Genomic DNA, 22,841 nt, shown 5'->3' on the forward strand with positions numbered 1-22,841 from the left:
TCTCGTGCCCATATGCGCCGCAGTGGATGCTCCAGTCTTCGCCGCGTGCTTCGTCCGATTGGCGGGCTGCCCAAAGAACTGCCTCGCCGTCGTCGACGACGTGGGTGCACGAGAACGCCCTGTGATCCGGCGGGACTGGGAAGTCCCACCGGGGATCGATCGCGAGTCCGTCAGTGTGCTTCCCGGGCACACGCCACTCGCGCGGCTGACCGCTCAGCGATGTGAACGGGAGGTCGACACTCCTGTCCACGATGTCGATGACGGCCCGTCTGGCGGGGTCAGATTCGAGGTGATCCGAGCCGAAGGCATCCGCAGATGTGCCGAATGTTCGATACGGGTTTGCTACACAAGAAGCGAAGACACCCTTCGGTCTCCCGAAGGGACCAAAGGGTGTCTTCGCAGGTCAGATGCCGTTCAAGCGCCCTTCGCGATCAAACGAATCTCGGTGACATCAGATGTCGTAGTACAGCTCGAACTCGCCCCACGGTGACGATTGCGAACGGTCGATGACTGTTGTGTCGTCTGACCTGCGGAGACACTGACGAGTGTTGATGAGACGCACCCGTTGCAGATGAATGTCCTGCGGACTTTCTGCGGACTGAACCGTCTTACCTAGGAGGCAGCATCATGAACGCACCATCCAGCATGCGCAGTTCCATCACCAACACAACCGCCGACGTCGTCCTCATCGCTGACGACGAGATGCCTGAGGCACAAGACTGGGCCTACGCGGAGTCCAAGCAGGGCACCTGGATCTTCGTAAAGAGGTCCAAGATGCCCGCCGCACTCGAAGACGCAACCGCCGCCTTGGCCGCGAACGGGTACAACGTGACGCTCTCGGGGGTCCAGCGATGAGCGCCGGTTGGGTCATCCGCCACGGTCGCGAAGTCGCGGGCCTTTCGCGCCGGGAGATCGCCGGCCGGGCGGGCGTCAGCGTCAGCTTCCTGGGACGACTCGAAAGGGATGAGCGCCCGTCCGACTTGGGGGTTCTCGAGGCCCTGGCTGACGCGTTCGTCGAGAGGTCGCGCGCCAACGCAGCCTGACGAGCAACCAACGGAACCGCCCCGGCTGACGTCGGGGCGGTTCTGTGCGTCGCGGGCTAGTGCTCCTCCGCGGGGATCAGCGAAACGATCCTGTCGAGGACACCGGCCAGTTCCGAGAGAGTGCCCGCGAGCTCCCCGCGCGTGATCGGCTCTTTCGCTCGACTGCCCGAGCGTCGGTCCATGCTCAACGTGGTCTTAAGGCTGCGCAGGTCGCTGCGCAACTTCTCGATCTCCCTCATGGTGGCCAACGTGGATCCCCGCCCTTCCCGTGTCAGGTTGCTGGGTCGCACGCTAGCCGGGACTGCCGACATTCCGGATCCTCGAAGTCAGGTAAAGGGGCGGCCTGCTTGAGGCTTCCGTGCCCGATGGCTCGAGGGGGTGTCTCGGGCGCGAACCACGCCTGGTTGATCTTCGCGCGCGCCCGGTGGATCCGGACCTGAAGAGTGCCGGTTCGGATCCCAAGTGCCTTCGCTGCTTCGGGCTGCGATCCGTAGGCTGCCAGGGCGACGATGGCTTCGTACTCGGACGCGTTGAGCAGTGCGAGCACGACAGGAAGAGACAGCACATCTGCCAGGTGATCTGAGAAGCCGTCACTAGTGCTTCGGATCGGGGACCAGTAGCGCGCGAAGGCGCGGCCGGTGTTGCCGCTTTGTTTCTGGTACATCTGCCGCCACTGGGCCTGCTCGGCATAGATCGCGTCGCGTCCGGCTCGGATCAAGTCGTGGGCCCTGGGATGCTCTCTGGACTCGTAGAGCCAAACCACGATGGCGTGCCAGGCAGTCTCGTGGCGGTCACTGAGGCTAGTGACCTGCCCGAAGCTCTTTGTGCCGTTGACCGCCTTCCAAGCCAGGCTCTCGACGTCAGCCATCGTGTAGTCCCAGGCCAATGTGGCGGTCTCGGCGACGTAGCTCATGCGAGGCCCCTAGGCGCCGATCGGGTAGGTGATGGTTGCCGTGGCTGAGGTCATCGCCGCGGTGGAGGCGTGCGCCTGGATCGAGCCGTCGGGGTTGAGGACGACGTAGCCGACGGCGTTGCCGGAGAAGCTGGCTGTGTAGAGGCCGCCGGTGGCTGTGGGCCGGTAGCCGGCTGGGATGCCGTTGGCCGCCGTGACGAGGGTGATCGTGGAGCCTGCTGCGTAGGACGTGAGTCCGGAGTTGGCGATGGCGACCGTGACGTAGCCGTTGCGGATCATGTATTGCGCGGTGCCGGCGCCGGCGACCTTCGTCATGGCGACCCAGACGCCCTCGATGACGCCGGTGTTGTTCGCGGGGATGGGGGTGACTTGTGGGGTCGCGACTGATCCGACTGGGTCGAAGGTGTAGGTCGCCAGCCAGCCGTAGGGCGTGATCTGGTGCTCGATCGTGCCGATCCGGACGGTCTTCTGGGTCAGGTACGTCGAGGTCGCGACGTCGTAGTACGCGACCGAGACGAGGGTGCAGAGGTCGTTGATGACCGCGTGCCGGATGCTGTCGGCGTCGAGCACCGGAACGGTGATGCTGTTCGCCGTCCGAGCGGGGTTGGCGTTGGCGGCGAGGACGGCTGCGCCGTAGGCCGCGATTGCGACGGGGTCCTCGGTCGCGCTTTGGATGGTGAAGGTGGCCGCGTAGGGGCCGTTCTTGTCGATGCTGTTCTGGTCGACGTAGGGGCCGTAGGGGATCTGGGTGGTCTCGCCGGTCGCCGCGTCGTAGCGGTTGAAGTTGATGTTGACGACGTTGATGCAGGCGTGCGTGGCGAACGAGACGTCGATGTCGGAGTAGGAGTCGGCCTGTGGGTCGGCGCTGGGCTGGCTGTCGAACTTCACCATCCCCTCGGCGACGAGCACCTTGTAGACCTGGTGCTTCTCCCCGGAGGCCGCGCCGGTGACCTTGTAGCGCACGGTCATTCCGTAGGCACCCTGCGGCGCCTCGACCCACGCGCCCGATCCGGCGACGGTGACCAGGGTCCAGCCGGAGGTGGTGTCGGTCGTGGAGCCGCTGACAGTTGCGCCGAGGATGCTGGCGTAGTCCAGGCCGAGCCAGTTAACCTCGAGCGTGACGGTGCGGCCGGTCGTGTTGGCCTTGCCGTAGGCGGTGACCTGGTAGCGCTTGCCGGCGGTGATCGGGACGTAGAAGCCGCTCCAGGTGTCGGAGAAGTCGCCCGCCGAGCTCGCGGTGAACTCGTCGACGTTCTGGGTGCCGTCGGGGGTGCTCGCTGAGACGGTGGCTCGGGTGCAGTTGGTGAGCGAGTCGGGCGCCAGGATGTCGGCGCGCTGGGACCCGTTGATGCCGCCGGGGATGAGCGAGGTGTCCCAGACCTGGATCCGTCCGAGACGGTCGGCCCATGCCAGTCCCCGGTTGGTGTCGCGGGTGATGGCTACCTGGTCGATGACGAAGGCGTCGTCGTTGCGGGCGACCGGGTTGGTGCCGGGGCCGGTGACGGGGGCGACGAACCCGTTGACGAGGTAGGGGACGTTCGTGGTCGCCAGGATCTGGGTGAGTGCGGGGATGTAGTCGTAGCCGTTGGCGGCCTTGACGTTGGCGATCGTCTGAGCTGCGTCGTTCGCCGTGAACGTGATCCGCCGCTTCACGGTGCTCGTGTCCTTGTCCAGGACGTACTTCGTGACCACGTCGTCGATCGAGCCGACGTAGATGGGTTCCCAGACCTGGCCGGCGGTGTAGTCGGTGAGTGCGGTGACGCGCACCATGCGACCGACGGCGAGGACGTCGTCAACGGTGTCGGCTGGGTCGAGCGCGGGGTCGATCGTGGTTGCCGACAAGGTGGAGGCGTCCAGTGGCGCTCGGCTGATGTTGATCTCGGTCGAGCTGTTGAAGATGTTCAGGAAGGCCCGCGGGTCGACGTACAGGTAGTCGGTGATCGTCTCGGTGGACGCAGATGCGTTCGCCGTGCCGGTCCATGCGTGGACGACACCCGTGGTGTTGGTGGTCGCCCCGTCGAAGTAGGTCCCGACCGTCGACGTCTGCTCCAGCATGACGCCATCGATGTAGTGGACCTCTCCGACCGCTGCGCCTGTGACTCTGTGCCAGACCGAGGCGTAGGCCGCGCCAGCGGGGGCTGTGGCGGTGGACGTGATCCGAGTCCATGCGCTCGTCGAGTTGGTGGCAGATCCTGAGGTGGTGAAGCCGATGGGTGCACCGCTTGCGTCGGCCCACAGCAGGATGCAGATGGCCGTTCGTGGCTGGGTGGCGGCGCGGGAGTAGAGCGATGCGGTGTAGTCGCGGCCTGCCGTGACCGGGAAGGCTTGCGCGGGGGTCTGCGCCTCGGCGAAGGCCGTGCTCGCGGACGTGAGAGCGAGGCAGGCTGTGCCCACGAACGCGACAGTCGTAGAGCGCGCGATCGTCGAGTTGTTCGCCGACCACCCGGTCGTGTTCGTCTCGAACGAGGGGTTGGTGACGAGGTTGGTCCGAACGGTCGTAAACGAGTTGGTCGCGTTCTTGGTGACCATGACGTTTCGCACGATGAACTTCTCGCCCACCGTGGCCGCGCCGGACGTGCCGTTGTAGAGCCAGAGCACGAGGATCGCGTACTTGGTGTTCGCCGGGGCCTGGGTCGCCGTGGCGTAGTAGGTCCCAGCGGTGGTTGCGGCCGCCGAGATCGCTGAGGCCGACAGGAAGTTGCGGTTGGCGTCGTACCAGTTGAAGTACGACTTCACGTTGCGAGAGGCGGCGACGCTGAGCAGGTCGTAGCGCGCGCTCACCCACTGACCCGCCGTCACCGGCACGTAGTAGGTCTGCAGGGCACCAGCAACTCCGCTGGTCACCTGGGTGTAGCGCAAGCCGAGCGTGCCCGATACGCCGGCGATGTCGACGTTGCCTTGGTAGCCCGTCCAGCCCCAGGCGCCCAGATCGCCCGACGGGTTGAGGTTGAGGTTGACCAGGCCGGAGGGGTTGCTGGGCTGGGTCTCCACCTCGAGACGCAGCCGGTCCGTCGGCAGGTACTCCTGCTTGATGTTGAGCGGGTTGACGCCCATCAGCTCACCGCCATCGAACGGCCTCCGGAGCGCTGGTGGGCCTGGAGCGCCTCCTTCAGCCAGCGACCGACCTCGGCCTTGCTCGAGCCGACGAATGTGCCGTTGAGGTTGATGACGTAGGTGTCGCCGCCCAGCCCGCGGCGCCCGAGCGGGATCACTGCCTCGGGGCCTGCTTCGCCGATGAGGGCGACGGTGGCGCGGGTGACGATGCCACCGTTGGCGAGGTGGGGGATGTTGGGCGGGTCGACGTGGATCGTCGGTCCCAGGGGAACGTGGAAGGAGAAGCTGAGTGCGGCGTTGATCTTGTCGATGGCCCCGTTGAGCAGGCTCCGCACCCCGTTCCAGATGCCGGAGGCGATGTTCCCGATGAACCCGGCGGCGCCCTTGATGCCGTCGATGATGCGGCCCATGATCGAGGCGCCTGCGTCGCGGAACTTGCCGCCGAGTGCGGTGATCCGTGCGGGCACGCCGCGGATGAAGCCGACGATGTTGTCGAAGCCGGACCGAATCCGGCTGACGAGGCTGCCGGCGAAGCTGATGATGGTCTGGAACGAGGCCCGGATGCCGCCGAAGTAGATCCTGATCCCCGCCCACAGGGCCGCGCCCGCGGCCTTCACCACAGCGAACGCCTTGTCGACGATCGCCCGGAACCGGTCGCTGTGCTTGTAGGCATAGATGATCCCTGCCGCGAGCGCGGCGATGGCTACGACGACGAATCCGATGGGGCTGGACGCGAAGACAAGGTTCAGGACGCGCTGAGCGACGGCCCATGCCTTGGTGGCGCCGGCGACGACCTTCTGAGCGGCCGCCGCGGCGAGGGTGCGGGCGGTCTGCACCGTGGTGACCGCGGTGTCCTTGATCTTCTTGACGATCGCGGACTCGGTGACCACGTTGAGCAGGTCGCCAGCGTCGGCGAAGGCCTGCGTGGCGATGCCGCCGGTAGTCATCGCAGCCCCGAACTTGCCGCCGACCAGGTCACCCAAGCCGGTGAGCGCTCCGGACGCCTGGGCGCCCTTGGAGGCGACGTCGTCCGCATGGCCGGCCGTGGACTCGAACGCTGAGTCGATCTTCTCGCCAGCGGACTTGGCGGTCTTGCCGGCCGACTCCATGGCGTCCTCGGCACCGGCAAGCGCTCGCTTGAGATCGCCGGTGTCGGCCAGGAACGCGATCTTGACCGGCTTCGCAGCCATCCGTCATCCCCTCCTGGCGATCTCGTAGAACGTCCTGCGTTGCAGCCGGGTCAGCCGCGTGAACATCTGGTCGTCGAAGCCGGTTGAGAGGCACCAGACCGCGAGCTCGCGGGCCTCTCGCTCGGCCTCTACTGGGCTTTTCCCGCGTCCATCTCGGCGGGGAAGTAGGCGAGGACCTCGCGGACCGTCAGCGTGAGCGCGGCGTCCTTGGCCTGGATGTCGGTCTTGCCCTCGCGGCGCTCAGCGACGAAGACGAGTGCCCGCATGAAGTCCATGGGCTCGTCCTTCAGGTTCGAGACCGAGGCCCCGAAGTGCTGCTTGATGGCGATCTCGTCGAAGCCGGTGAGGGACTCGAAGAAGTCGTCGGCGGTCATGTCGGCGCTCATGCCAGGCCGTGCCTTTCTGCGATGGCGGCCCAGCCCTGCTCGAGGATCTGTGGGGCCTTGGTTTCCATGACGTCGTCGGTCCGTTCGACGGCGCGTGAGGACCTGATGTGGCGCTTGGGCCAGCCGTAGATGACCGGTGCAGCTCGCAGCGAGGTGCGGCCGCGACCGACCGTGACGATGGCGCGGCCCTTGGCGCGGTTCGGGCGGGCGGTGTCAGCGAGTGCGCCGCTCTTGCGAGGGATGAAGGGCTTCATGACGTGGGCGGCCTCGGTGGCGACCTCGCCCATGACGTCCTTGAGGTCCTCGACGTCGACACCGGCGCGCTCCATGCCGCGCGTGATCTCGCGCAGGCCGGTGACGTAGGTGCCCATGGCTCAGCCCCCGGCGAGCTTGGCCGGCTCGACCTTGTGATCGCCGTCGGCCTCGAGCACGTAGCGGCCGCCGACGACCAGGATCGTCTGGCCGCTCGGCTTGGTGACCCATGCGGGGTCGGGGACCTTGACCACGTCGCCGGCCTTGGGCTTCCGGGCAGACATCAGTACGTGCCCGTGGTGACCTTGGTGGGCTTCGCGGTGAACTTCCACTCGAGGTCCATCGTGAATCGGGCCGTGGTGGAGGGATCCGCGTCGCCGCCGAGGAGAGTCCCGTCGGGCTCGGTGATGACGACGTTGCCCGAGAAGCCAGGGTTGCTGGCCGAGAAGGTCGTGCCGCCGTAGGGGTTGATGCTGACCGCGACGGTCGAGCCTGCGTTGCTGAAGACCTGCGACCACAGCGAGGTGGAGTCGGCCGGGTCCTGGGTGGCCGTGAACTTCAGCGTGTAATCGCGGGCGCCACCGGACGCGGCTGCCGCGAACGAGGTGAAGTCCGAGCTGGACGCGGCGCTCTCGATCGAGCACTTGCTGATGTCGGTGTAGAACTCGGTGGCCCCGATCTTGATCTTCAGCGTCCGGGTGCCGAGCGGCGTGCTGGACATGGGTGCTTCCTCTCAGCCCGCCGCGCGGGCGCCTTCGACGATGAGTCCGTTGATGGAGGCGCCGCCCGCGAGAATGAGTTCCGACGGGGTGGCGCTGGTGATGAGCAGGACGGGGTCGAGAGCGTCGATGACTTCGCTCAGGTGGTCGTCCATCCACTCCTCGGCGGTCGCGACGTCCTGGGACAGCGCGATCCAGACCTGCCACGTGTTGACGAAGCCGAACCCGTTGTCGGCCCGGTTGCTCACCGCGAGTCGCACGAAGCCGTCACCAGGCGTCAGCGACTGCTGGTAGCTCGGCTCGCAGTCGATGCCCGTGACGGTCGAGGCAGCAGCCGCGATGACTTGGCGGTCGTCGGTGAGGCTCATCCGACCGTCACCTTTCGGTAGGGCGCCTCGAGGCGCCGGACCTCGGGGTCAGTGCTGCCGATGTAGGCCGTGGCCGCTCCCGCGTCGGTGACTGTGGGCTGGACACCGAGCGGGAGCGGACGAACGGACAGGTTGCGTGCGACCCGGCGGCACAGGGCCTCGGCGAGCGAGTCGTCGTACAGGCCGAGGGGGAACCGGAGCCGGTTGGCCTGGTCCTGCCTCTCGGCTTCGAGCGCGTCCGCGATGGCGGCGTCCCCGATCTTCGCGGGGTTGAGGCCCGCGGAGGTCAGGTAGCTCTGGACGTCGGCGAGCGACGGCCCACCATCAGGGGCGCTGACCATCAGTCTGCGGTGGTCATGTCGTAGGCGGTGACGTCGCTGTTCCGGGTGATCCCGGTGGCGGCGTAGCCCCAGATGCCGAGCACGACGCTGGCGACCTGGTACTCGAAGTCGAGCCGACGGGGCGCGGACGCCCAGGCGTAGACCGAGCGCGGGGCGAACCAGTACGACCGCTGAGCGGCGGCAGTGGCGATGTTGGCGTTGTTCGCGTTGGCGAGCGCCCACGCCGGCGTGATGTTCTTCGAGCCGACCTGCACCGACTCGTAGGACGCCCGCAGGCTGCCGTCGCTGTTGGTCGGCCCGAGGATCGGGAGCAGCGGGCGGTTCTGGCTGTCCTTGGCGGCGACGAGCGCGCCGTACAGCGTCGGCTCGGAGGCGAAGGCGGTGAACTGGTCGCCGCCCGCGACGAACTGCTTGGCCGCGAAGTCCTGCTGCAGCTTGTTGACCAGCGCGTAGTCCGAGGTCGCGGTGCCGGCCTGGAGGTCGGTCTCGTTGCCGACGGCCGCCAGCGCTGCCTGGATGTCCTTCTCGATCGCCGCATAGAAGCCCTGCAGCATCTCGGTCCAGATGAGCTGGTCGACCTGCGGGTTGCCGCCCTGGTCGACGATCTCGCGGTTGAGGGTGACTCGTCCGCTCTTGCCGGCCGGGTTGACCGTCTGCGAGGTGGTCGAGAAGGAGCCGTCCGTCGGCTCAGTGCCCTGGGTGTGGGTGCCGACGACGCCGGAGGAGGCCGAGAACTTCGGGATGATGAACGAGGTGATGTTGTCCAGCGGTCCCGTGGTGACCAGGTTCCACAGCGGGCGGGAGAAGTACAGGTTGGGCACGTACAGCTCGGGCCGGGTGGGCGTCGGGTTGAGCGTGGAGACGTTGGTGGTCGTCACGTTCGCGAACTGGGCGGCGCCCTTGACGGCCTCGAAGCTGGGAGCGACGCCGTTGCTCGCGGCGCTGGCGGCCCGGTCGACCTCCTCGAAGGCCTCCTCGCCGAACTTCTCCAGCCGGACGGCGGCGTCATGGTCGCCGTAGTTGCGGGCCTTCAGGTCGTCGAGCAGGCTGAACTGCGCACGGCGGCCATCGAAGCGGTAGGGGAGCGGCTCGTTCACCTGGACCTGCCCGCCGGCAGCGGGCACGACCTCGCGCGTGCCGGGGACTGCGAAGGCGGCGAAGCCGTCGGAGATCGCAGTCTTGATGACGTCGGTGACGGCCGAGAAGTCAGGAGCCTCGGGCGTCTGGGTGTTCTGCTCGTCGCCCATGTTGGGCTCCTTCCGGGGTTGCGCGGCTGATGCCGCGACGCTGGTGATCTGCGCGCCGGTGAAGGCGGGCTTGGGTACGACCGCGGCACCGGTGAGGGTGGTGGCCGTGGCGTGGTGAACGCCGTCGTCGTCGGGCTCGAATTCGCCCTCGACCTCGGCCGAGAAGGACCTGAGGATGCGGTCCTCGGCCAGCGTCAGGACCCGATCGCCTTCAGGGGTGCGGGCGATCTTGAACTTCGCCAGGACGCCCTTCGGCGTGGCGCTGAGATCGGTCGCGATGCCGACCTGCGCCGCGAGCGATGTGCCGTCGTGGCCGTAGTTGAGGACGACGTCCCCGGGGTCAGGGAGGTCGATCGTGCCCTCGGCGAAGGAGTAGCGCGCCGTGGTGCCACTGCTCGGGTCACGCGCCGGACGAGAGACCTCGCCGAACGGGAGCAGGACGCCGGTCAGCGTGCGGCTCTCGCGGTCGACCGCGAACGTGGCGGCCTCGAAGGTGAACAGCTCAGCCACGGATGGCCTCCGGCTTCTGGTCGGTGCGGGCCTTCTCGATCTCGGCGACGGAGGCGAGCGACGCGGCCAGGGCGCCGGGAGCGACCGACGCGTCGCCCTCGAGCGGAGGCTTGCCCTCGGCGTCGCGCACGTCGTTCTTGTCCGCGTAGGCGCCGACCTGGAGGCCGAGCGCGTAGGCCTGGAAGCGGGTCAGGTCGTCGCTTCGCAGGAAGTCCGAGAGGTTGGTCTTGGCGGTGTAGCCGCGGGGCGTCACGTCGCCCATGGACAGGCGCTCCTCGACGGAGACCATGTAGCCGCGCAGGGTGTCCTGGATCCGGGCCTGCTTGCGGTCGAAGGCGTTGAAGTAGGTCCGCGAGGTGGTCGAGACGCCGAGGTCCTCCGCGTCCACGCCGGCCACGCGAGCGATCTCCAGAACCGCGTGCTGACGCGCGTCGGCGAGCTGGAGCTGCTCGGGGTTCCAGCCGCCGAGGTTGTACTTCAGGGCGGCGGGCACGTAGCCGGTCGAGCGGGTCTGACGCGCGGCCTGCCAGGCGTCGAGGATGCCGACGATGTCCTCGTCGTCACCGGGGTCGACGCCGTCAGCAGGCGTGAAGTAGTCGAGCGGAGGGGCACCGTCGGCGTAGCGCCGCGCGGCATCGTCGAGCATCAGTGCCGTGCGGATGGCGCGGGCACCGGCGACCAGGAGCGGCTCGTTCGGCGACTCGAAGTGGATCAGCTCGCTGTCCGGCACCCACTCGGTGACCTGCCCGTAGTGGCCGGCGCTCGTGACGAACACGCGCTTGTCCGGCTGGATCGTGATGCAGGTCGGATCGACCCGCTGCACCCGCGCGGGGAAGCCTCTCCAGTCGAAGCCGATGACGCGCCACCAGGCGTGCTGGTCGAAGAGGAGATCCGCGTAGAGCTCGGCCATCGTCACCGAGCGGGGACGACCGAGCTCCGGCTGCTCGAGAAGCGAGCTCGACACCTTGAGCCGGTCAGGGCCGATCAGGTCGATCGGGAGCGTGGCGAGCGTGGTTGCGATCAGGTCACGCGCTCGCTTGACCGCCGGAACCTGCAGCGCGGAGCGCCGATCGATCCGAGGTGCGAGCGCGACGGTGGACGAGTACGACGGCAGGCCGAAGAAGGACGCCGGCACGGAGGTCTCGTCGATCGCGAACTGAGGGGCGTGATGGTCCTCGCTCAACGCGGGCACGACGGGGTCGCCGGCGACGAGACGCGACCAGAACCCCACTCTTCCAGTGTTGGGCCAAGCGCACTATTCGAGTAGAGGCACGATTAGCCCGTAAGTCATACGGCGGTGGGCAGGATGATCCGCGGCCGGCCATCACGCCGCGAGCGCGCAGCCGTCACGGCCCACACGGTCGCCTTGAGCGCATCCGTCGGACCAGCCGAGACAGGGCGCAGTCCGGTGGGTGCTGCCTTCGTCCTGGTGCTCGTCGCCTGACGAGCCAGATGCGCTCCACCGTCGTGGGCCAGCGTGCCCTCGTCGAGCCAGCGCGTCAGGTCAGCGACGGCGTTCGCGATGGTGCCGGTCATCGGCACGATGCGCATGTTCTGCCACGCCGGGTCCGTCGCCAGCGAGGCACCGACCAGGACCTGCGCCCGACAGCCCCAGGCCTTCGCCATCTCGGCGGCCTGGGCAACGTCGGGATGGGACGACACCGAGACGACCGTGCGCCCGTTGGCGAGCTTCCATGCCGCCGCGACGGAGACACCGGCACCGGGCCAGGACTCGACCGCGACAGCACCAGGGGCAACCTCGGGGACCTCGGCCTCGAGCGCCTGCCAGTCGTTCGCCGTCGTCAGTGGCGTACCGGGCGCCTCCCGCGCCGCGATCATGGGCCACACGTTGAGGTACTGCGCCATGAAGCCGCGCATCGGGTCGGGGTCGTCGAACTCTGGGTCGTCCTCGCCGGCGAGCGCGGCGGCGTACTTCGACGCGACCAGCGCTAGGCGGTCCTCCGACCAGTGCGGAGAGGCTGCGCGCCAGACGTCGGGATCGCCGGGGTCCGCGCCCGGCCGCGCGCCCCACAGCAGCAGGAGCGTCGACGGGTCGTCGCCTCGGACCGCGGCCAGGAGACGACGCCGCATCAGCGAGGTTGCCTTCACGTGCGCGGTCGACGTCAGGTGGAGCTGCGGGCTGATCCGCTCGAGGGTGGCGGGCTCGAGACCGTCGGTGATCGCCTGCGGGTCGACGTCCCACGACTCGTCGGCCTGGCCGTAACAGACGTCGTACCCGTAGACGGCGTTCTGTGCCCGGACAAGCCAGCGGTGCTCATCCGGGGTGGTGATCTCCTCCGAGCCGTTCGCGCGGCGCACCTTCCAGCCGGCGACCTCCTCGGCCCAGCGCCACGCCTTGTGGTGGATCTCCCGGGCGATCTGCAGGTCCTTGCCGGTGAGCAGAACGAGCTGCGGTTCGCCGAACAGGTCCGCATGTTCGAGGCGCCACGTCGCCGTGACCCGCAGACGCACGGACTTCCCGATACGGCGTGGCCCGGACTCCACGATCTGGCGCCAGACCAGCCGTCCGTCCTCGTCGTGCTCGAGCTGGCGCATGATGGCGAGGCGCTGCCACCAGCGCAGCGTCGTCGCCTGCCGCTCCTCGGCCCATCTGATCGCCTCGACGCCGTAGGAGCCCACTGCACGCGGATGCGGCGGCGTCATCGCAAGCGGCAGGGACGCATCCTCCGAAACCGGTAGGAGTCCGACGCACCACGGCAGGGCTGCGATGGTCTCTTCGGGGTCAGGAACGGCGTCGATGAGGCGCAGGAGGTCCGTGCTGGGCTCCGGAGGGAGAACAGGCAGGTCGGGGCCTTCCGCCGGCGTGGGGGCGTGGGAAAAACCGCCGTCTCGCATCGCCTTTTCGACGATCGCGTCGCTGCTCGAGTCGTTCGAGCACGGTCGACATTCGATCTGCCAATTGCTCGGGCTCAACGTCAGTTCCGGATAGGCGTGCCGGCTCTTGATGTGGCCGACCACCCACTCGTCCTGTCGCGTCAGCGTGCGACCGCAGCCACGGGCGCAGGGTGCGGGCAGGCGCATCGCCATGACGGCTCGGGCCTGGCGCACGACGTGTCCGGACCAGAGGTCGCTCACGCTGCGTCCTCCTCGTCGGCGATGTGCAGGATTGCGCAGCACGACCCGGGCGCCAGTAGCCCCACGTTGACCGCACGTCGGATGGCGCGCGTGATCTCGGTGGATGTCGCCTGGCGCAGTGGGTCGACGGCGTTGTGGAGCTCGGCCTTCCGAAGCGGCTGGCCGTTGTGGTCGAGGGCGTACATGACGATGCGCGTCCACAGCGGGAGGCGTGCTGAGTCGTAGTGACGGCGGAAGGTCATCACGACGCCTCCCGCTGATCCGTGGCGGATACCGAGCCTGACGGCTCGGGACAGAACAGATCAGAGATAGGGCGGTTCGCGCTCACGGCGACACCCCTGGGGTTTCGGGGCGACACCCCAGGGGTGTCGTTTTCGTAAGAGCGCGACACCCCTGGGGTGTCGTACACACTGTCGCTCGCGACACCCTCGCGACACCCTCGCGACAGTCTCGCGAGACCTTCGCGAGACTGTCGCGACTCGGAGCGGATGCGGTGATGACGGCAGGTCCTGCCTCCCTTACCGCCGACCTTGGCGTACAGCTCTTGATTCGGGACCAGGCAGCGGACGGAGGACATCTCGTCGATGAGCCCCATGTCCACCGCGCGGCGGATCTCGTTGGTGACCTGCTGTCGGGACGGGATGTGGATCTCGCCAGTGCGCGGGTTGCTGGACGTGAGCACACCGGCGAGGCCACCTAGCGCGAACTCTGCGTGACCGATGAGGTTGGCCCAGCCCTGGGCCGCGAACATGACGCGGACGTAGAGCGGTTTGACGTTGGGATCGCGGGCAAGCCGCTGGGCCTCCAACTGATTGCTCGCGTAGAACTCCTCGAACGGGATCACGAGGCCTCCCGATGGAAGTGGCCGATCTCGATAGCGTCAAGGAGGTCGCTGAGCAGTGTCACGTCCGCCGTATCGGGCAGATCGCAGTTGCACTCGCTCGGGTCGGCGTCGTAGATCCGAGCCTGCGCCTTCGGGGCAGTCGTGCACTGGCACTCGGAACTGTCGGCGTGCAGGAGCTTGTAGCCGAGCGTGTTCATGCCGGCGATGGCCGCGACGTCGGCGAGGTGCCGGTCGTCCAGCACCCAGCCCTTACCGCTCGCAGACCAGAGCGGCTTGAAGCCGTGCCGGCGCAAGATGTCCGCGGCGCTGCGGCCTCGGATCAGCATCACGGGCTCGCGGTGCGTGATGCTCCACCGCCCCATCACGCGGGTCACTCGCCATCCGCCTTCCGGCGACGGATCTCCTCGCTGCGCCGGGCGTCGAGGGCCTCACGAGCCCGGGCTCTCCGCTGCATCTCAGCGGCCAGGAAGTTGTCCTTGCCGACAGCCCGCAGCGCCGCATTCGCGGTCGGGTCGGCGTCTATGTGACGCTTGCTCACGCGTCTCTCCGTTCGTGTTGATGGGGAGTCGTTACTGGTGCGTGGCGGGGAGCAAGTTCTTGGCGGAATGGGCTCCCCGCCACGTCATGATGCGGCCTCGAACTGGGCGTCGAGCCAGGCCTGTACATCGCTCTGCCGGTAGACGAGCTGCTTGCCGATGACCGTGCACTTCGGGCCCTGGCCCGTCGCGCGCCAGTGCCGAAACGTGGCCACGCTGAAGCCCGTCCACTCGGCGACTTCGGTGATGCGGAGCAGTTCCCTCGGTCTGTTCATGCCGAACCTCCTGAGTTAGTGCTGACAGTGCTGACTCAAACCATAACATGACGTGAGTCGGTCTTGACGGGACTGACTCACGAGTGGGAGTGTCTGGTTGTGACGGAAGTTGATGTGACGGTCGATCCGCTGCCGGTCGACTGGCTCCTGGGGCACTCAGTCGCGATCGGTCCGGGCGTGATGATGCCGGAGCGCTTTGTCGCCCGGGTCGAGATCGATGGCGCCGAGGCGGAGATCGAGATCGTCGCGAACATCTTGGGTCCACGCGCGCACAAGGTGAGCGTCATCGAAGTGGGGGAGGATGGAGTCAATGGCGAGGCTTTGCGCCGCATCCCTGTCGCCTCGGTCGTCAAGGCAGCGGCTCGCAGTGCGGTGTGGATGCGGCATGACCTTCTCGCGGGCCAGCCCGGAATAGTCTCCGGAAAGACGCTGGCGGAGGTACCGGATCTGGTTCGGCGACAGTGGCCGAACGGACACATGACGTTCTTCTTGCGATGGGTCGCTGGTGTCTACCTGGTTGCCGATGCGCTCGGGGACGGTCCTACTGCTGCCGTCGCCAAGGCGTTCAATGTCTCCCGTGCGACGGCGGGTCGCTATGTGGAGGCTGCGCGCAAGCGGAAGTTGATCCCTCCAGCGCGAGGGCGCGGCACTTCGCGCCCGGCCACAGAAGAGGAGAAGGCGAAGCTTCGCGCCAATCTGGGCCTCGAGCCCGACGCGGACGTAGGGGACTACTTCGTCGTTGGCATCGAGGGCGCTGACGAGTACCTCGCCTGGCTGGATGACCCCTTCCCTGGATGGCGCACGTCCGAGGAGGACGAGGGCAATGGCTAGTATCCGCAAGCGCCCTGGCGGAAAGTGGCGCGCTCGCTACCGCGACGATGCCGGTAGGGAGCACGCGCGGCACTTCGAGCGCAAGGTCGACGCACAGCGCTGGCTCGACGAGCAGACCGCGAAGCTCGTTACCGGTTCGCACATCGCGCCCCGCCTCGCTCGGACGACCGTAGGGGAGTGGTGCGACACCTGGCTCGATGGCTACCGCGGCAACCGTGACAGCACGGTGCGTCAGGCCGAGGTTCACATCGCGCGAATCAAGGTGGCCTTCGGTCACTTGCAGCTCGGTGCATTGCGCCCATCGCACGTCCGAACCTGGTGTGCGCAGCTCGCGGCCGAGGGTCTCGCCGACTCCTACGTCTACGCGCTCCATGCCCGCCTGGCGCAGCTCTACTCTGACGCCGTCCATGACGGCCTAGTCGCAAAGTCACCGTGCTCGAGACGCACCTCCCCGAAGGCGGGCAAGCAACGGCCCTACGTCTGCACCAGCGAGCAGATGTGGGCGCTGCACGACGCGATGCCGGAGCACCTGCGCGCAGCGGTCCTCCTGGGCGCATTCGGCGGCCTCCGGCTCGCGGAGGCATGCGGGCTCCGGGTTGGCGACGTCGACTTCATGCGAGGCGTCATCTCGCCGGCCGTGCAGTACCCGGCCGATCCGCTCAAGACCGAGACGTCCAAGACGCCCGTGCCGATCCCGCAGAGCCTCGCGCTGGAGCTCTCAGCGCACGTCGCTGCGACGTCGCGACGCGGCGAGTGGATGCTCTCGAACATGTGGGGCGAGCAGTTGGCCCCGTGGACGCTCGAGCGGGCGATCCGGACGGCACGGGCGAAAGTGCCCGCCCTGCCACCGACGTTCCGCTTCCATGACCTGCGGCACTACCTGGCATCGATGCTGATCGCCAGCGGCGCCGACGTGAAGGTTGTTCAGGCCCGACTCAGGCACGCGAGCGCGAAGACCACGCTCGACACGTATGCGCACCTGTGGCCGGACGCTGACGAAAGCACACGAGCCGCCATCGATGTGGTGATGGCGGCTCGTGCGGACTCTCTGCGGACTGCGGAAGGAGGTGGAACCTAAAACCGCAGGTCAGGGGTTAGTTAGGGCTCAGATGTCGTAGTACAGCTCGAACTCGTGCGGGTGCGGGCGCAGCTGCACGGGGAGGATCTCGTTGGTCCGCTTGAAGTCGATCCACGTCTCGATCAGGTCAGGCGTGAAGACGTCGCCGACGGTGAGGAACTCCTGGTCGGCCTCCAGCGCCTCGAGCACCGCGGTCAGCGAGGTCGGGACCTGGTTGATCTCGGCCATCTCGTCCGGCGGGAGCTCGTAGATGTCCTTGTCGATCGGCGCGGGCGGCTCGATCTTGTTCTGGATGCCGTCGATGCCGGCGAGCAGCAGGGCCGAGAAGGCGAGGTAGGGGTTCGAGGACGGGTCCGGGAACCGGGTCTCGATGCGCTTGGCCTTCGGGTTCGACCCGGTGATCGGGATGCGGACCGCGGCGGAGCGGTTGCGCGACGAGTACACCAGCGAGATCGGAGCCTCGAACCCCGGCACCAGGCGGTGGTAGGAGTTCACGGTCGGGTTCGTGAACGCGAGCACGGCGGGCGCGTGCTTGAGGATGCCGCCGATGTACCAGCGCGCCATGTCGGACAGGCCGCCGTACCCGGACTCGTCGTAGAATAGGGGCTCGCCCTCGTTCCAGATCGACTGGTGCACGTGCATGCCCGAGCCGTTGTCACCGAAGATGGGCTTCGGCATGAAGGTGACCGTCTTGCCGGCCTCCCAGGCGGTGTTGCGGATGATGTACTTGAACTTCATGACGTCGTCCGCCGCCTTGAGCAGCGTGTCGAAGCGGTAGTTGATCTCGGCCTGGCCGGCGGTGCCGACCTCGTGGTGCGCGCGCTCGACGAGCAGGCCCGACGCCTCGAGGTTCTTGACCATCACGTCGCGCAGGTCGGAGAAGTGGTCGGTGGGGGAGACGGGGAAGTAGCCGCCCTTGTACTTGACCTTGTAGCCACGGTTGTCGCGCTCGAACGAGTCGCCCGTGTTCCAGGCGCCGGCGTACGAGTTGATCTCGTAGAAGCCGGTGTTCTGCTTCGTCTCGAACTTCACGTTGTCGAAGATGTAGAACTCGGCCTCGGGGGCGAAGAAGGCCGTGTCGCCGATGCCGGTCGTCGACAGGTACGCCAGCGCCTTGCGGGCGATGTTGCGCGGGTCGCGCGAGTAGGCCTCGCCGGTGATCGGGTCGTGCACGAAGAAGTTCATCACCAGGGTCTTCGCGGCACGGAACGGGTCGACGAACGCCGTCGTCACGTCCGGGAAGAGCGCCATGTCGGACTCGTTGATGGCCTGGAACCCACGGATCGAGGAGCCGTCGAAGGCGAGCCCGTCCGTGAAGACCTCGGGGCCGAAGGACGACACCGGGACGGTGAAGTGCTGCATGATGCCCGGCAGGTCGACGAAGCGGATGTCGATCATCTCGACGCCTTCGTCCTTGATGAACTTGAACAGCTCATCCTGGTTGTTGAACATTCGTCCTCCTTGGCTGAGCGTGACGTCCCAGCCCGCGAAATGATGAGGGGTGACCCTGCGGCGACTCTGCTGTCGGGTCGTGCCTGCACCGTAGGCAGGGGCAGTTGCGCCCCCGTGTCGGGATTGTTTCAGCCATGTAACAGGTTGCCGGTGACCGACGTCCACCCCGCCGCGCCTAGGCTTGGCGACCGTGACCGACCCCACCTTCCCGACCGCCTCGTGGACCCGCCGCGGAGTGGCCCTCCTCGTCGACTGGCTGGCCTCGACCCTCGTGGTGGCCTTCTTCGTGGGATGGCACGACTACAGCTCGCCGGGCGGCCCGGAGCAGTTCTACGTGCTCGTCGTGTACGTCGTGGAGTCGGCTTTCCTCACCGCGTTCGCGGGTGGGTCCTTCGGCAAGCTCGCGACGCGGCTGCGCACGGTGCGGGTGGACGGCGACCCGCGACCGCTCGACCTGCTCCGTGCGGTGGCGCGCCAGATCATGGTCGCCGTCGTCGTTCCGCCGCTCATCTTCCGGCCCGACGGGCGCGGACTGCACGACATCGCCGCCGGCACGGCCACCGTGACGCTCGAGACCTACCGCGCCCAGCTCCGGCACCTGACCCCGTGAACGACGAAGCCCCGACCGGACGGCCGGGGCTTCGCGATGGCTCGGTGGATCAGTGGACCGGCGGGCGGATCACCGGCCGCGCAGGTTGCCGCGCATGCCCTTCATCGAGTTCGGGACGGGGCCCTTGGGCAGCGGGACCTTGCCGCGGCTGGCGTCGATCGCCTTGAGACGGTTCAGCAGGTCGGTCAGCTCGGCGGGCTTCACCTTGCGGCCGAGCTTCATGATGGTGCGCACGAGCTTGGGCATCGGCACCTGGCCCTCGTCGTTGCCGACGATGATCTCGGTGACGGGCACCTCGTACAGCACCCGCTCGTGGCGCTTGCGCTCGCTCGTGAGCAGCGGCCGGAGCCGGCTCGGGTTGCCCTCGCCGACGAGCACGATCCCCGGAGGGCCGACCACGCGGTGGACGACGTCCTGCTGCTTGTTGAAGGCGATCGCGGGCTCGGTGGTCCAGCCGCGGCGCAGCATGGTGAGCGCCGCGGCGGCACCGCCGGGCTGGCCCTCGAGACGCTTGTACGCCGCCCGCTGGGCGCGACGGCCGAAGATGACCATCACCAGCAGGATGCCGCCGAGGATCGCGCCGAGGATCGACATGACGAGTCCGAGCACGCCGGTGCCCGGCAACACCCAGAACACGGCGAAGCCGATGGCGGCGCCCACGACGAAGGATCCCAGCAGCCACAGACCGATGGTCGGGTCGGACTGCTTGGTCAGCCGGTAGGTCTCAACGATCTGCCGGCGGCGGCTCATGGTGCTCGGGTCGACCTGGGACATGCGGTGCTCTCTCGGTTCAGGCGTGTCGGGGGAGGGACGGATCAGGCGGAGACGCCGTCGCGGGCGTCGATCGCCTGACGGTACAGGCGACCGGCGCGGTAGGACGAACGAACGAGTGGGCCGGACATGACACCGGAGAAGCCGATCTGGTCGGCCTCCTCGCGCAGCTCGACGAACTCCTCCGGCTTCACCCAGCGCTCGACCGGGTGGTGGCGGACGCTGGGGCGCAGGTACTGCGTGATGGTGATGAGCTCGCAGCCCGCGGCGTGCAGATCGCGCAGCGCCTGCGAGACCTCCTCGCGGGTCTCGCCCATGCCCAGGATCAGGTTCGACTTGGTGACCAGGCCGAAGTCGCGGGCCTGGGTGATGACGTCGAGGGAACGCTCGTAGCGGAACGCGGGACGGATCCGCTTGAAGATCCGCGGCACCGTCTCCACGTTGTGGGCCAGCACCTCGGGGCGCGACTCGAAGACCTCGCGCAGCAGGTCCGGCTTGCCGTTGAAGTCGGGGATCAGGTTCTCGACACCGGTGTCAGGGTTGAGCTCGTGGATGGCGCGGACCGTCTCGGCGTACAGCCAGGCGCCCCCGTCCTCCAGGTCGTCGCGGGCGACGCCGGTGATGGTGGCGTAGCGCAGGCCCATGCTCTGCACCGACTCCGCGACGCGGCGCGGCTCGTCGCGGTCCAGCGGCTGCGGCTTGCCGGTGTCGATCTGGCAGAAGTCGCAGCGCCGGGTGCACTGGTCGCCGCCGATGAGGAACGTGGCCTCGCGGTCCTCCCAGCACTCGAAGATGTTGGGGCAGCCCGCCTCCTGGCAGACGGTGTGCAGTCCCTCGGACTTCACCAGCTGCTGCAGGTGCTTGTACTCAGGTCCCATCTTCGCCCGGGTCTTGATCCACTCCGGCTTCCGCTCGATCGGGGTCTCCGCGTTGCGGACCTCCAGGCGGAGGAGCTTGCGACCTTCAGGTGCTGGCGCAGTCGTCACCGGTTCAGGGTACGCCGACCACCCACTGTCTCCGCAGTCGGGGAGCGTCTCCGGGACCGGCGAGGGGTGCCTGCTTCTCAGCCGCGCGACGGCGTCAGCAGGTCGATGCGGGGTCCGTGCGCCGGCTCGGGCTTCGGGTCGTAGTCGGCGGTCGCCACGTAGGGCTCCCAGGCCAGGTAGCGGACGACCTGGCGCCGCAGCACCGGCAGCGCCTCGGCGACCGTGACGTCGCGGCCGGTCTCGACGCTGAGCGTCGTCACGCCGGCGTCCGAGATGCCGCAGGGCACGAAGCGGTCGTACCACCCGAGGTCGACGTCGCAGTTGAGCGCGATGCCGTGCATGGTCACACCCTTGCTGACGCGCAGGCCGATCGCGCCGACCTTGCGCTCCTGGCCGCGTGCGTCGGCCCGGAGCCAGACGCCGCTGCGGCCCGGCACGCGTGCGGTCGTCACACCGAAGTCGGCGCAGGCCTGGATCATCGCCTCCTCGAGGCGCCGCACGAAGTCGACGACCTTGACGTGGGACGGGAGCCGGACGATCGGGTAGGCGACCAGCTGGCCGGGCCCGTGGAACGTGATCTTCCCGCCGCGGTCGACGTCGACCACCGGGGCGCCGTCGGTGTCGACGGGGCGCTCGTGCGGGTCGGTGCGCTTCCCGGCCGTGAAGACCGGGGGGTGCTCGAGGAGCAGGACGGTGTCGGGCTGCTCGCCGGCGACCACCTTCGCGTGGACCTCGCGCTGGAGCTCCCATGCGTCGAGGTAGTCGATCGTCCCGATCTCCTGGAAGAGCAGATCACTCACCCTGGGAGGGTACCTCCGCGAGCGCGCCACCCAGGAAGCGGTGCTCAGTCGGCGCCTGTGGATGACCGCGGCGGCGTACCGCCGGATCGGGATAGGTGTTGTCCATGACGTCTCCTGAGGCGAACGTCGCGGCACCGCGGCTGCTGGTCCCGATCCTCGTGGTCGGGCTGCTCGTGGGCGTCTTCGTCGTCGTGGCCTGGCCCTCGACCCCGCCGGGCGCGCCCGCGGCGCATCGGGGCCCGCCACCGGTCGCCGGCGTCTCGGCGCGGATCGAGGCGCAGGCCGCGGGCGTGCTGCGCGACTGGGACCGACGACGTGCTGCGGCCTGGTCGTCGGGCGACGCCCGGGCTCTGGAAGCGCTCTACGTGCCGGGTGCGAGCGCGGCTGAGGCCGATGTCGCGATGCTGACGGCCTGGACCGCGCGCGGACTGGCGGTCGACGACCTGACCACGCAGCTGCTGGCCGTCCACGTCAGGGCCCGTGGCCCGACGCGCTGGGTGCTCCGGGTGCGTGACCGCGTCACCGGTGCTGTCGCGGCGGGCGCCGGGCGGACCGAGCAGCTTCCTGCTGGGACGACGAGCGAGCGGGACGTCGCTCTGCGCCTGGTCCGCGGAGCCTGGCTGGTCGCGTCGGTCAGGCCCGTTCCGAGGACCGCGCCAGGGCGGCGGTGAGGATCGCGGCGACGTCGGGATCCCGGAACTCGTAGCCCGCTGCCGTCAGGACGTCGGGCCGCGCGTCCACCGAGCCGAGCAGCTCGGGGGAGAGGCGTCCGGCACCGAGCCTGATCGCCGCGCCCGGCACCGCGAGCAGCGGCTTCCGCCCGACCTGCCGGGCCAGCTCGTCGGTGAACTCGGCGTTGGTCGGGGGATGCGGGCACGTCAGGTTCACGGGACCGTCGACATCGTGCTCGACCAGGTGCAGCACGCTGCCCAGCCAGTCGCGCAGCGAGATCATCGGCATCCGCTGCCGGCCGTTGCCGACGCGCGCGCCGAGGCCCGCCTTGAAGACGGGGACCAGTTGCTTGAGGGGCGCGTTCGTCCGGTCGATGACCGGGCTCGTGCGCAGGAACGCGACCCGGCCGCCCGCCTCGACGGCGGGACGCGCGGCGTCCTGCCAGTCGCGGCACACCTGCGTCATCAAGGTGTGCCCCCGGCTGTCGGCGGACTCGCCGACCCGCTGCGAGCCGTGGTCGCCGTACCACCCGACGGCGTTGCCGGCGAGGTACGCCGGCCGCCGGCGTGACGCCGCGATCGTCTCGGCCAGCACCCGGGTGGTCGTGACGCGGCTGTCGTGCAGCCGCTGCGACCAGCGCCGCGAGTGCGGGTTGCCGAACGTCGGGCTGCCGGCGAGGTTCACCACGACGTCGGCAGCCTCGATGACGTCGGGGTCGAGCATGCCGGCGTACGGGTTCCAGGTGGACTCCCCGGTCCGGGCCGGGCGGCGTACGAGCGCCGTGACCTCGTGGCCCCGCCGCGCGAGCTCCTCGCGCAGCTGCGTCCCGAGGAACCCTGACGAGCCGGCGACAACGACGCGTGACAT

At 68.3% G+C, this 22,841-nt stretch carries 29 protein-coding genes; 6 read left to right on the forward strand and 23 right to left on the reverse strand.

Annotated features, from left to right (window positions below; translation table 11 throughout):
* Positions 1-627: 627 nt before the first annotated feature.
* Positions 628-855, forward strand: a complete 228-nt coding sequence (locus tag ABD205_RS21765) for a hypothetical protein (RefSeq protein ID WP_344048589.1) — start codon at positions 628-630, stop codon at positions 853-855.
* Positions 852-1,043 carry a helix-turn-helix domain-containing protein gene (locus ABD205_RS22660; protein ID WP_425573091.1) on the forward strand — a complete coding sequence of 64 codons (192 nt, stop codon included), beginning with the start codon at positions 852-854 and terminating at the stop codon, positions 1,041-1,043. Before ABD205_RS21765 ends, ABD205_RS22660 begins: the two co-directional genes overlap by 4 nt.
* Positions 1,044-1,099: 56 nt before the next feature.
* On the opposite strand, the gene ABD205_RS21770 is transcribed toward ABD205_RS22660, so the two are convergent.
* From ABD205_RS21770 to ABD205_RS21855, 18 genes are all read right to left on the reverse strand, one after another.
* Positions 1,100-1,282 carry a hypothetical protein gene (locus ABD205_RS21770; protein WP_344048591.1) on the reverse strand — a complete coding sequence of 61 codons (183 nt, stop codon included), beginning with the start codon at positions 1,280-1,282 and terminating at the stop codon, positions 1,100-1,102.
* A 32-nt stretch (positions 1,283-1,314) separates the two neighbouring features.
* Positions 1,315-1,956, reverse strand: coding sequence for a hypothetical protein (locus ABD205_RS21775; RefSeq protein ID WP_344048592.1), 642 nt, complete (start codon positions 1,954-1,956; stop codon positions 1,315-1,317).
* Between the two features lie 9 nt (positions 1,957-1,965).
* Positions 1,966-5,010 carry a carbohydrate binding domain-containing protein gene (locus ABD205_RS21780; protein WP_344048593.1) on the reverse strand — a complete coding sequence of 1,015 codons (3,045 nt, stop codon included), beginning with the start codon at positions 5,008-5,010 and terminating at the stop codon, positions 1,966-1,968.
* A complete protein-coding gene (locus tag ABD205_RS21785; RefSeq protein ID WP_344048595.1) occupies positions 5,010-6,200 on the reverse strand; it encodes a hypothetical protein in 1,191 nt (396 codons plus the stop codon). The genes ABD205_RS21780 and ABD205_RS21785 overlap by 1 nt, the downstream gene beginning before the upstream one ends.
* Positions 6,201-6,328: 128 nt before the next feature.
* A complete protein-coding gene (locus ABD205_RS21790; protein WP_344048597.1) occupies positions 6,329-6,586 on the reverse strand; it encodes a hypothetical protein in 258 nt (85 codons plus the stop codon).
* On the reverse strand, positions 6,583-6,957 hold the full coding sequence (locus ABD205_RS21795) for a hypothetical protein (RefSeq protein WP_344048599.1): 375 nt from the start codon (positions 6,955-6,957) through the stop codon (positions 6,583-6,585). Before ABD205_RS21795 ends, ABD205_RS21790 begins: the two co-directional genes overlap by 4 nt.
* A gap of 3 nt (positions 6,958-6,960) precedes the next feature.
* Positions 6,961-7,122 carry a hypothetical protein gene (locus ABD205_RS21800; protein WP_344048601.1) on the reverse strand — a complete coding sequence of 54 codons (162 nt, stop codon included), beginning with the start codon at positions 7,120-7,122 and terminating at the stop codon, positions 6,961-6,963.
* Positions 7,122-7,559 carry a hypothetical protein gene (locus tag ABD205_RS21805; protein WP_344048603.1) on the reverse strand — a complete coding sequence of 146 codons (438 nt, stop codon included), beginning with the start codon at positions 7,557-7,559 and terminating at the stop codon, positions 7,122-7,124. The genes ABD205_RS21800 and ABD205_RS21805 overlap by 1 nt, the downstream gene beginning before the upstream one ends.
* A gap of 12 nt (positions 7,560-7,571) precedes the next feature.
* A complete protein-coding gene (locus tag ABD205_RS21810) occupies positions 7,572-7,925 on the reverse strand; it encodes a hypothetical protein (protein WP_344048605.1) in 354 nt (117 codons plus the stop codon).
* Positions 7,922-8,266 (reverse strand): hypothetical protein, encoded by a 345-nt coding sequence (locus ABD205_RS21815; protein ID WP_344048607.1) that lies wholly within the window; start codon positions 8,264-8,266, stop codon positions 7,922-7,924. Before ABD205_RS21815 ends, ABD205_RS21810 begins: the two co-directional genes overlap by 4 nt.
* The gene (locus tag ABD205_RS21820) at positions 8,266-10,023 is read right to left on the reverse strand and encodes a hypothetical protein (protein WP_344048609.1); all 1,758 of its coding nucleotides are present in this window, start codon (positions 10,021-10,023) and stop codon (positions 8,266-8,268) included. Before ABD205_RS21820 ends, ABD205_RS21815 begins: the two co-directional genes overlap by 1 nt.
* Positions 10,016-11,254: a phage portal protein gene (locus ABD205_RS21825; protein ID WP_344048610.1), complete on the reverse strand. Its 1,239-nt coding sequence runs from the start codon at positions 11,252-11,254 to the stop codon at positions 10,016-10,018. Before ABD205_RS21825 ends, ABD205_RS21820 begins: the two co-directional genes overlap by 8 nt.
* Before the next feature lie 56 nt (positions 11,255-11,310).
* Complete coding sequence (locus ABD205_RS21830; RefSeq protein WP_344048611.1) at positions 11,311-12,663, reverse strand: HNH endonuclease; 1,353 nt, start codon at positions 12,661-12,663, stop codon at positions 11,311-11,313.
* 452 nt (positions 12,664-13,115) lie between these two features.
* On the reverse strand, positions 13,116-13,361 hold the full coding sequence (locus ABD205_RS21835) for a hypothetical protein (RefSeq protein WP_344048613.1): 246 nt from the start codon (positions 13,359-13,361) through the stop codon (positions 13,116-13,118).
* Positions 13,361-13,963, reverse strand: a complete 603-nt coding sequence (locus tag ABD205_RS21840) for a hypothetical protein (protein WP_344048615.1) — start codon at positions 13,961-13,963, stop codon at positions 13,361-13,363. The genes ABD205_RS21835 and ABD205_RS21840 overlap by 1 nt, the downstream gene beginning before the upstream one ends.
* A complete protein-coding gene (locus tag ABD205_RS21845) occupies positions 13,960-14,337 on the reverse strand; it encodes a hypothetical protein (protein WP_344048617.1) in 378 nt (125 codons plus the stop codon). Before ABD205_RS21845 ends, ABD205_RS21840 begins: the two co-directional genes overlap by 4 nt.
* On the reverse strand, positions 14,334-14,501 hold the full coding sequence (locus ABD205_RS21850) for a hypothetical protein (RefSeq protein WP_344048619.1): 168 nt from the start codon (positions 14,499-14,501) through the stop codon (positions 14,334-14,336). The genes ABD205_RS21845 and ABD205_RS21850 overlap by 4 nt, the downstream gene beginning before the upstream one ends.
* 84 nt (positions 14,502-14,585) lie before the next feature.
* Positions 14,586-14,774, reverse strand: a complete 189-nt coding sequence (locus ABD205_RS21855) for a helix-turn-helix transcriptional regulator (RefSeq protein ID WP_344048621.1) — start codon at positions 14,772-14,774, stop codon at positions 14,586-14,588.
* 99 nt (positions 14,775-14,873) lie between these two features.
* Here ABD205_RS21855 and ABD205_RS21860 point away from each other — a divergent pair, with 99 nt between their 5' ends.
* Together ABD205_RS21860 and ABD205_RS21865 are read left to right on the forward strand one after the other, a co-directional pair.
* Entirely contained in the window at positions 14,874-15,605 is a 732-nt protein-coding gene (locus tag ABD205_RS21860; protein WP_344048623.1) for a hypothetical protein, read from the forward strand.
* Positions 15,553-16,683, forward strand: a complete 1,131-nt coding sequence (locus ABD205_RS21865) for a tyrosine-type recombinase/integrase (protein ID WP_344048625.1) — start codon at positions 15,553-15,555, stop codon at positions 16,681-16,683. The genes ABD205_RS21860 and ABD205_RS21865 overlap by 53 nt, the downstream gene beginning before the upstream one ends.
* Before the next feature lie 27 nt (positions 16,684-16,710).
* On the opposite strand, the gene glnA is transcribed toward ABD205_RS21865, so the two are convergent.
* Entirely contained in the window at positions 16,711-18,135 is a 1,425-nt protein-coding gene (gene glnA / locus ABD205_RS21870) for a type I glutamate--ammonia ligase (protein ID WP_344048627.1), read from the reverse strand.
* Positions 18,136-18,325: 190 nt separating this feature from the next.
* On the opposite strand from glnA, the gene ABD205_RS21875 reads away from it, so the two are divergent.
* On the forward strand, positions 18,326-18,745 hold the full coding sequence (locus ABD205_RS21875) for an RDD family protein (protein ID WP_344048629.1): 420 nt from the start codon (positions 18,326-18,328) through the stop codon (positions 18,743-18,745).
* Between the two features lie 69 nt (positions 18,746-18,814).
* On the opposite strand, the gene ABD205_RS21880 is transcribed toward ABD205_RS21875, so the two are convergent.
* From ABD205_RS21880 to lipB, 3 genes are all read right to left on the reverse strand, one after another.
* Positions 18,815-19,519, reverse strand: a complete 705-nt coding sequence (locus ABD205_RS21880) for a DUF4191 domain-containing protein (protein WP_344048631.1) — start codon at positions 19,517-19,519, stop codon at positions 18,815-18,817.
* A 41-nt stretch (positions 19,520-19,560) separates the two neighbouring features.
* On the reverse strand, positions 19,561-20,502 hold the full coding sequence (gene lipA / locus ABD205_RS21885) for a lipoyl synthase (RefSeq protein ID WP_344048633.1): 942 nt from the start codon (positions 20,500-20,502) through the stop codon (positions 19,561-19,563).
* 77 nt (positions 20,503-20,579) lie between these two features.
* The gene (gene lipB, locus ABD205_RS21890) at positions 20,580-21,302 is read right to left on the reverse strand and encodes a lipoyl(octanoyl) transferase LipB (protein ID WP_344048635.1); all 723 of its coding nucleotides are present in this window, start codon (positions 21,300-21,302) and stop codon (positions 20,580-20,582) included.
* Between the two features lie 104 nt (positions 21,303-21,406).
* On the opposite strand from lipB, the gene ABD205_RS21895 reads away from it, so the two are divergent.
* Complete coding sequence (locus ABD205_RS21895; RefSeq protein ID WP_344048637.1) at positions 21,407-21,973, forward strand: hypothetical protein; 567 nt, start codon at positions 21,407-21,409, stop codon at positions 21,971-21,973.
* Here ABD205_RS21895 and ABD205_RS21900 read toward each other — a convergent pair.
* Positions 21,936-22,841, reverse strand: a complete 906-nt coding sequence (locus ABD205_RS21900) for a TIGR01777 family oxidoreductase (RefSeq protein ID WP_344048639.1) — start codon at positions 22,839-22,841, stop codon at positions 21,936-21,938. The genes ABD205_RS21895 and ABD205_RS21900 overlap by 38 nt on opposite strands.

Origin of the sequence: Nocardioides panacihumi (assembly GCF_039530925.1) — a bacterium.
GTDB lineage: Bacteria > Actinomycetota > Actinomycetes > Propionibacteriales > Nocardioidaceae > Nocardioides > Nocardioides panacihumi.

Excerpts from the sequence above, each read along its gene's own strand:
- ABD205_RS21765 (WP_344048589.1), top strand. The coding sequence starts at position 628 with ATGAACGCACCATCCAGCATGCGCAGTTCCATCACCAACACAACCGCC.
- ABD205_RS22660 (WP_425573091.1), top strand. The coding sequence starts at position 852 with ATGAGCGCCGGTTGGGTCATCCGCCACGGTCGCGAAGTCGCGGGCCTT.
- ABD205_RS21770 (WP_344048591.1), bottom strand. The coding sequence starts at position 1,282 with ATGAGGGAGATCGAGAAGTTGCGCAGCGACCTGCGCAGCCTTAAGACC.
- ABD205_RS21775 (WP_344048592.1), bottom strand. The coding sequence starts at position 1,956 with ATGAGCTACGTCGCCGAGACCGCCACATTGGCCTGGGACTACACGATG.
- ABD205_RS21780 (WP_344048593.1), bottom strand. The coding sequence starts at position 5,010 with ATGGGCGTCAACCCGCTCAACATCAAGCAGGAGTACCTGCCGACGGAC.
- ABD205_RS21785 (WP_344048595.1), bottom strand. The coding sequence starts at position 6,200 with ATGGCTGCGAAGCCGGTCAAGATCGCGTTCCTGGCCGACACCGGCGAT.
- ABD205_RS21790 (WP_344048597.1), bottom strand. The coding sequence starts at position 6,586 with ATGAGCGCCGACATGACCGCCGACGACTTCTTCGAGTCCCTCACCGGC.
- ABD205_RS21795 (WP_344048599.1), bottom strand. The coding sequence starts at position 6,957 with ATGGGCACCTACGTCACCGGCCTGCGCGAGATCACGCGCGGCATGGAG.
- ABD205_RS21800 (WP_344048601.1), bottom strand. The coding sequence starts at position 7,122 with ATGTCTGCCCGGAAGCCCAAGGCCGGCGACGTGGTCAAGGTCCCCGAC.
- ABD205_RS21805 (WP_344048603.1), bottom strand. The coding sequence starts at position 7,559 with ATGTCCAGCACGCCGCTCGGCACCCGGACGCTGAAGATCAAGATCGGG.
- ABD205_RS21810 (WP_344048605.1), bottom strand. The coding sequence starts at position 7,925 with ATGAGCCTCACCGACGACCGCCAAGTCATCGCGGCTGCTGCCTCGACC.
- ABD205_RS21815 (WP_344048607.1), bottom strand. The coding sequence starts at position 8,266 with ATGGTCAGCGCCCCTGATGGTGGGCCGTCGCTCGCCGACGTCCAGAGC.
- ABD205_RS21835 (WP_344048613.1), bottom strand. The coding sequence starts at position 13,361 with ATGACCTTCCGCCGTCACTACGACTCAGCACGCCTCCCGCTGTGGACG.
- ABD205_RS21855 (WP_344048621.1), bottom strand. The coding sequence starts at position 14,774 with ATGAACAGACCGAGGGAACTGCTCCGCATCACCGAAGTCGCCGAGTGG.
- ABD205_RS21865 (WP_344048625.1), top strand. The coding sequence starts at position 15,553 with ATGACCCCTTCCCTGGATGGCGCACGTCCGAGGAGGACGAGGGCAATG.
- glnA (WP_344048627.1), bottom strand. The coding sequence starts at position 18,135 with ATGTTCAACAACCAGGATGAGCTGTTCAAGTTCATCAAGGACGAAGGC.
- ABD205_RS21880 (WP_344048631.1), bottom strand. The coding sequence starts at position 19,519 with ATGTCCCAGGTCGACCCGAGCACCATGAGCCGCCGCCGGCAGATCGTT.
- ABD205_RS21895 (WP_344048637.1), top strand. The coding sequence starts at position 21,407 with ATGACGTCTCCTGAGGCGAACGTCGCGGCACCGCGGCTGCTGGTCCCG.
- ABD205_RS21900 (WP_344048639.1), bottom strand. The coding sequence starts at position 22,841 with ATGTCACGCGTCGTTGTCGCCGGCTCGTCAGGGTTCCTCGGGACGCAG.